This is a genomic window from uncultured Cardiobacterium sp., assembly GCF_938028185.1.
Classification (GTDB): Bacteria; Pseudomonadota; Gammaproteobacteria; order Cardiobacteriales; family Cardiobacteriaceae; genus Cardiobacterium.
Genome location: NZ_CALJAH010000172.1, coordinates 1 through 6,064 on the forward strand (window position 1 = coordinate 1; position 6,064 = coordinate 6,064).

5 protein-coding genes and 2 pseudogenes are annotated in these 6,064 nt (G+C 56.0%); 5 read left to right on the top strand and 2 right to left on the bottom strand.

Annotated features, from left to right (window positions below; genetic code table 11):
- A pseudogene (locus Q0349_RS05040) lies at nucleotides 1-432 on the bottom strand (hypothetical protein); the annotation flags it as partial.
- Nucleotides 433-639: 207 nt separating this feature from the next.
- On the opposite strand from Q0349_RS05040, the gene Q0349_RS05045 reads away from it, so the two are divergent.
- The 3 genes and pseudogenes from Q0349_RS05045 to Q0349_RS05050 all read left to right on the top strand — a co-directional run bounded on the left by Q0349_RS05045 (nucleotide 640) and on the right by Q0349_RS05050 (nucleotide 1,657).
- Nucleotides 640-1,044 carry a helix-turn-helix transcriptional regulator gene (locus Q0349_RS05045; protein ID WP_298079790.1) on the top strand — a complete coding sequence of 135 codons (405 nt, stop codon included), beginning with the start codon at nucleotides 640-642 and terminating at the stop codon, nucleotides 1,042-1,044.
- A gap of 192 nt (nucleotides 1,045-1,236) precedes the next feature.
- Nucleotides 1,237-1,380: pseudogene (locus Q0349_RS14085) on the top strand (ClbS/DfsB family four-helix bundle protein); the annotation flags it as partial.
- A complete protein-coding gene (locus tag Q0349_RS05050) occupies nucleotides 1,373-1,657 on the top strand; it encodes a hypothetical protein (protein ID WP_298079791.1) in 285 nt (94 codons plus the stop codon). The pseudogene Q0349_RS14085 and the gene Q0349_RS05050, both read left to right, overlap by 8 nt.
- Before the next feature lie 51 nt (nucleotides 1,658-1,708).
- On the opposite strand, the gene Q0349_RS05055 is transcribed toward Q0349_RS05050, so the two are convergent.
- Nucleotides 1,709-2,293: a flavin reductase family protein gene (locus Q0349_RS05055; RefSeq protein ID WP_298079792.1), complete on the bottom strand. Its 585-nt coding sequence runs from the start codon at nucleotides 2,291-2,293 to the stop codon at nucleotides 1,709-1,711.
- Between the two features lie 178 nt (nucleotides 2,294-2,471).
- On the opposite strand from Q0349_RS05055, the gene Q0349_RS05060 reads away from it, so the two are divergent.
- Both Q0349_RS05060 and Q0349_RS05065 read left to right on the top strand, forming a co-directional pair.
- Nucleotides 2,472-4,472, top strand: coding sequence for a UvrD-helicase domain-containing protein (locus tag Q0349_RS05060; protein ID WP_298079793.1), 2,001 nt, complete (start codon nucleotides 2,472-2,474; stop codon nucleotides 4,470-4,472).
- Nucleotides 4,473-4,497: 25 nt separating this feature from the next.
- Nucleotides 4,498-5,985: a tetratricopeptide repeat protein gene (locus Q0349_RS05065; protein WP_298079794.1), complete on the top strand. Its 1,488-nt coding sequence runs from the start codon at nucleotides 4,498-4,500 to the stop codon at nucleotides 5,983-5,985.
- Nucleotides 5,986-6,064: the final 79 nt, after the last annotated feature.

Sequence of the window (6,064 nt, forward strand, 5' to 3'; positions counted from 1 at the left end):
TTCTGTTATTGACACATTTATACATCTCTCTCTGCTTTTGAACTGATTGTGTATAATATCAGTAACCAAGGCACAAGCAGAGTCTTCCAAATATGATTTGGGTGCCATCGTAAACGTGGCAATAGTGCCAAGTATTGTTATTCCTAGCCATATAAAGAAATGTTTTTTTGAAATTCCCAATGCGTTGCTTCTTTTCCATATATATACAGGAGGTAAAAGAAACCACCATTTGCTGCATATTGGTACTTCTGCATCACTTAGTATGCGATGGTCATAGAGAATAATACCAATTTGAAAACCTCCTATTATTATCAATGCTATATTGTCTAGCAATAGAATTCCCAAATAAGGGATTATATATAGTAATGCAAAGGAACAAAGCAGCAATATCATATTTATGTTGCTTTTCTTGATAATTTCCTGATTTTCCATAAAAACTCCAAAATAAATTACTACATCGTCATTTATTTTATCCTTGATTATTTATTTTATCCACCAACTTTTACGGTAGATAAGGTTCCTATTTTGTTTGGGTTATACTTAATTAAGCCAGTACAAAATTGCCTTACATACCATTATATGGCTATGCTGTTCCAACAACAGTTTAGGTAGGTTCCTTTCCTTTTTTGTGAGGATATTATGAACATAAATGATAAAGTACGAATGGTGCGTGAACTGCGCGACTGGTCGCAAGAGGAAATGGCGCAAAAATTGGGTATGTCCACGAACGGTTATGCGAAGATTGAGCGGGGAGAAGTGCGTTTGAATATTCCCAAACTGGAGCAGATTGCGGCGGTATTTGGCATGAATCTGCTGGACTTGATGGCGATTAATGATAGAAGTGTTGTTTGCCTGGTTAGTGAAAACAGCACCCATAGCAGCAACTATTATGCGGCGCCCCAAGACTTGGTGCAGGAGCTGGAAAAAACAAGACTCATGCTGTCACACAAGGATGAATTGCTGGCACAACAGGCAAGCGAAATAAAGTCGCTGAAAATGCTGGTTGAAATATTGCAGGCGAAAATATCATCTACTTCTGATTAAACCCGGATAGCACAAGTTCTTTCCTCGTCTTCCTGTCGCTGGAATTTTGCAATCAACATGGGTTATTGTCCGGGCGCTATTATTGGTAATAGTAGAACGTGCTTGTGATTAAAAAATCCCTACCCAGCGAAGCAGGGAGGGCGTGTAAAAAACCGCGGTAGCGACAGCTACTGCACTATGTTTGTATCTGTCGGCAAGCGGCAATGGCCATCGTCCACACCCGCGAATTGGCCGGTATGGAAATGGCTGCATATCAATACCGTTACGCCATGCAAAACCTTTCACGGCAAAATTCGTAAATGGAAAAAAATCAGACAAGGAGCATTTTATGAATGAAATAGTATTTACGGGTGGTTATCTCATCGTCTTTATTATTTTCATGCTACCCGTGGAAATTCGTAACCAAATAAAACCGCTTGCCAAACGCTATTACTTTTTGGCGATACTATTGACAGCACTCGTCTATTATTTAATTGTCGCCTTTTTTAGCCAGCAATGGGCAAAGCCGTTTCTTTGGATTCTGTCACCAGTCCTGTATGTGTCCGGTCTGCTGTTTGCCGACGAAATCGTCAATGGCATTGTCAGCTTCTGGCGTCGCATTCGCGGCAAATAAACGCGATTCCGCCAGCAAAAACCCCGCCGTGGCGGGGGGTTATGGTGCATTTCAAATTTCGCTGCGGAAATTCTTGCCCTGCGCCGGGGCGAGTCCCTGATAGTGGCGGAAGTTGTAAATCAACGGATGCCAGGCAGCGGGATTAACCTTGTCCGGCGCGAACAGCAGCGTTTCCTGCGCATGAATGGCGCGGATTTTCAGCTCGATAATGGCGTATCCCGCGCGTTCGTTAATGGCTTCTACCGTGGTTTCCGCCTGGAGCGGGCATTCGGCAATGCGCGCCGGGCGCACGGTTTCTGCCGCCTGGCGGGTGAGGCCGGCTGCGGCGAATTTGTCGGCGCAGTAGCGGTAAGCGTCCTGCTTCGCCTCCGGTACAGGATTTTTGCCGGTCAGGGTGGCAAGCCCCTCGACTTGCGCCCAGAGGCTGTCATCGGGCAAGTTAATCACCGCTTCCGCCACCGCTTGCAGGTTTTCAAAGGCCTTGCTGTTGGTGGACAGGCCGATGACAAGGTTGTCGCCGAGGCACCAACTGGAAGAAATCGGCGTGATGTTGGTCGCACCGGCCGCGTCGCAGGTGGTGAGCAGGATGACAGGGAAACCGTAATAGAAGGATTTGGGGTGAATGGTCTGGTGCATGGTTACTCCCGGTTTGTGGTGAAAATGCCTGCAACGGCGGACGTTGCAGGTGTCGGCAATGTAGCACGCGGCAATGCCTGCGCTTATTCCGTTTCGTTCTTGGCTTATGCCGCGCGGGCGTGCATGGCACCAGCCCCCGCTATAAAATGCCCGCCCGCTCACACCGCCCGCTTAGCCCATGACTGCCATTCCCCCTGCCCTCAATCCGCAACAAACCGAAGCCGTCCGTTACCTCGGCGGGCCGCTGCTCGTCGTCGCCGGGGCGGGCAGCGGCAAAACGGGCGTGATTACCCAGAAAATCGCCTGGCTGGTGCGCGCCGCGGGTTATCCGGCCAACGGCATCTTTGCGCTGACCTTTACCAACAAGGCGGCGCGCGAAATGGGCGAGCGGGTGCGGGCGCTGCTTGGCAAAGAAGCGCGCGGCCTGCACATCTCCACCTTTCACCGCCTCGGACTGGACATCCTGCAAAAAGAACACCTCGCCGCCGGACTGCGCCGCAACTTCACCGTCTTTGACGCGCGCGACGGCGCGACGCTGGTGAAGGAGTTGAGCAAGCAGGAAGATGAGGCGGCGGTGCGGCAGTTGCAGGCGCAGATTTCCGCCTACAAGAACGCCAACATCAGCGTCGCGGCAGCGAAATCGCTGGCGCAGGACGAGGCGCAGGTGCTGGCGGCGCACATCTATCACCATTACGACCAGCGGCTGCGCGCCTACAACGCCGTCGATTTTGACGACCTCATTGCCCTGCCGCTGGCGCTTTTGAAGGAGAACGACACGGTGCGCGAGCGCTGGCAACACCGCGTGCGTTACCTCTTGGTCGATGAATACCAGGACACCAACGACTGCCAGTACGCGCTGTTGCAACTGCTCGCAGGCGCGGGCGCGGCGTTTACCGCCGTCGGCGACGATGACCAGTCGATTTACGCCTGGCGTGGCGCGCGCCCGGAAAACATCGCTCATCTGCACGAAGACTATCCGGCGCTGAAAACGGTCAAGCTGGAGCAGAATTACCGCTGCCACCAGCAGATCCTCGCCGCCGCCAACGCGCTCATTGCCCACAACCCGCACGTGGTCGAAAAAACCCTGTGGTCGGAGCTGACGGCAGGCGAAGGCGTGCACGTCATCAGCGCGCGCAGCGACGAGGCGGAGGCGGAGCAAATCGTGCAGGACATCTACCTGCGCAAAATCCGCGACAACAAAAAAAACAGCGACTTCGCCATCCTCTACCGCAGCAACTTCCAGGCGCGGCAGTTTGAGCAGCAACTGCGCGAATTGAGCCTGCCGTACAAAATCAGCGGTGGCACCAGCTTCTTTGAGCACAGCGAAATCCGCGACCTGCTCGGCTACCTGCGCCTCATCAACAACCCCGACGACGACGCCGCCTTCCTCCGCGTCGTTAATACGCCGAAGCGGGAAATCGGCGCGGCGACGCTCGCCAAACTGGGCGAATACGCGGCGCGGCGGCAAACCGCGCTATCCGTTGCCGCTGGCGAAGTCGGCTTTGCCAACGAAATTGGCGGTAAGCCCTACCAAAACCTGCAAACCTTCATCCAATGGCTACAAGCGATGCAGCGCGACGCCGAGAGCGAGCCGCCGCTGGAAATCTTGAACCGCGTCATCACCGACATCGAATACGACGACTACCTCTTTGAGCTGCACAAAGCGCCGGCAAAAATCGAAGTACGGCAAAAACGCATCGACCAACTGCGCGCCTGGATAACCAAACTACAAGAAGAGCGCTTCGAGACACTGGACGGCCTGATGCAACACCTCACCCTGCTCGACATCCTCGACCGGCAAGAAAAAGACGAAGACGCCATCCAGCTCATGACCCTGCACAGCGCCAAAGGACTGGAATTCCCGGTGGTTTACATCGCCGGTTGCGAAGAAGAATTGCTGCCGCACCGCAACAGCATGGACAGCGACGACGGCGAGCGCGAAGAACGCCGCTTGCTCTACGTCGGCATGACCCGCGCCAAAGAAACCCTGCTGTTGTCCTACGCCAAAGCGCGGCGGCGCGGCGCCGAACTGCAAACCACCGAACCCAGCCGCTTCCTCGACGAACTGCCCGCCGACGGCGTGCAATGGCACGATGGCCGCACCCCGCCCGACCCGGTGCAAGAGCAGAAAAAAAACGAAGATTTCTTTGCCGGATTACAAACAATGCTGCGACAATAAGCCGCACAACATCAGCAGAAAAAGCATGGAGACCCGCGTGAAATTGCCGCTGACCAAAAAGAAAAACACCGACCCCGAAACCGCACACGACCTTGAAGCCTACGCACTCGCCCAACAAGAAGCACAACAGGGCGACATCGCGGCGCAGTTCCGCCTTGGCTGGATGTATGCCAACGGCCGGGGCACCGCGCAGAACGACCGCCGCGCCGTCGAGTGGTACAGCAAAGCCGCCGAACAGGGCTACGCCGCCGCGCAATGCAACCTCGGCTGGATGTACGGCCAGGGACGCGGCGTCGAAATCGACGACGAACAGGCCGCCTACTGGTTCGAGCGCGCCGCCACCCAGGGCGACAAACAGGCGCAGTTCAACCTCGGCAACCTCTACATCGCAGGCCAGGGCGTACCGCAGGACGAACGCCGCGCCGCCTTTTGGTTCGTGCAAGCCGCACAACAGGGCGACGTCGAAGCGCAGTTCAACCTCGGCAACCTCTACTTCCACGGCAACGGCGTCACCCAGGACGACCGCCGCGCCGCGCGCTGGTTTGAAAAAGCCGCACAACAAGGCTACGCCAAAGCCCAATGCAACCTGGCGATGATGTACGAACGCGGTCGGGGCGTGGCGCAAGACGCCGAACTCGCCGCCGAATGGTACGGCTGCGCCGCCGAACAGGGCGACAGCAAGGCGCAATACCGCCTCGGCCTCCTCTACGACAAAGGCCTTGGCGTTGCCAAAGACGACAACATGGCGCGCTACTGGCTCGCCGTTGCGGCAGAGCAGGGCAACGAGAGCGCCGCCGAATACCTCGTTTACCTCGCCGAAAAAGTCCTGACTGACTGGTATCACCAGACCGCAGGCAGCACACCGCCCGAAGACGGTGCCTACTACGACATGACCTTCGACGGCGACCTCAACTACTACCCGCTCGGCATCCAGCACCGCGAAGGCTGGGACATCCTTGACCAGTACCAGCAAAGCCTCGCCTGGATCGAGCGCAATCCCGCGCCGAAACCGGCACCCGCCGAGAGCGCCACCCGCCCGGCAGACCTGTGGATAGACCCCATCGCCGCCGAAAACGACAACGATGCCTGGTACTACCCCAACCTCACCTGCCGCGAAAACCACGGTCTGCGACAAGACGACGCGGGCTACCGCCGCGCCGTCAACCACTTTACCTACGCCGCACAACAGGCCGCCGCCAGCTTCGAGCAGGCCGCCAAACAGGGCAACGCCGACGCGCAATACCAGCTCGGCCTGATGTATGAGACTGGCCAGGGCGTTGCGCAGGACTACCGCCGCGCCGCGCAGTGGTACGAAAAAGCGGCGCTGCAAGGCCACGCGCAGGCACAATACCAACTCGGCAACCTCTACCGCGAAGGCCTCGGCGTCGAAGAAAGCCTGATAGAAGCCGAACAATGGTGGCAACGCGCTGCCGCGCAAGGCATCGCCCCCGCCCGCCGCCAACTGGAAAAATGGCAACGCGGCAATTACCAGGCGCAGAGCGAAGTGTTCTGAAGCCCTGCCGATGTAAAAAACGCCGCGTGATGCGGCGTTTTTATTGGGCGGTTGGCGACGGCAAAACAAAATTCTGTAC

What these genes read in the sequence shown, in the direction of transcription:
- Q0349_RS05045 (WP_298079790.1), top strand. Translation starts at nt 640, where the DNA reads ATGAACATAAATGATAAAGTACGAATGGTGCGTGAACTGCGCGACTGG.
- Q0349_RS05050 (WP_298079791.1), top strand. Translation starts at nt 1,373, where the DNA reads ATGAATGAAATAGTATTTACGGGTGGTTATCTCATCGTCTTTATTATT.
- Q0349_RS05055 (WP_298079792.1), bottom strand. Translation starts at nt 2,293, where the DNA reads ATGCACCAGACCATTCACCCCAAATCCTTCTATTACGGTTTCCCTGTC.
- Q0349_RS05060 (WP_298079793.1), top strand. Translation starts at nt 2,472, where the DNA reads ATGACTGCCATTCCCCCTGCCCTCAATCCGCAACAAACCGAAGCCGTC.
- Q0349_RS05065 (WP_298079794.1), top strand. Translation starts at nt 4,498, where the DNA reads ATGGAGACCCGCGTGAAATTGCCGCTGACCAAAAAGAAAAACACCGAC.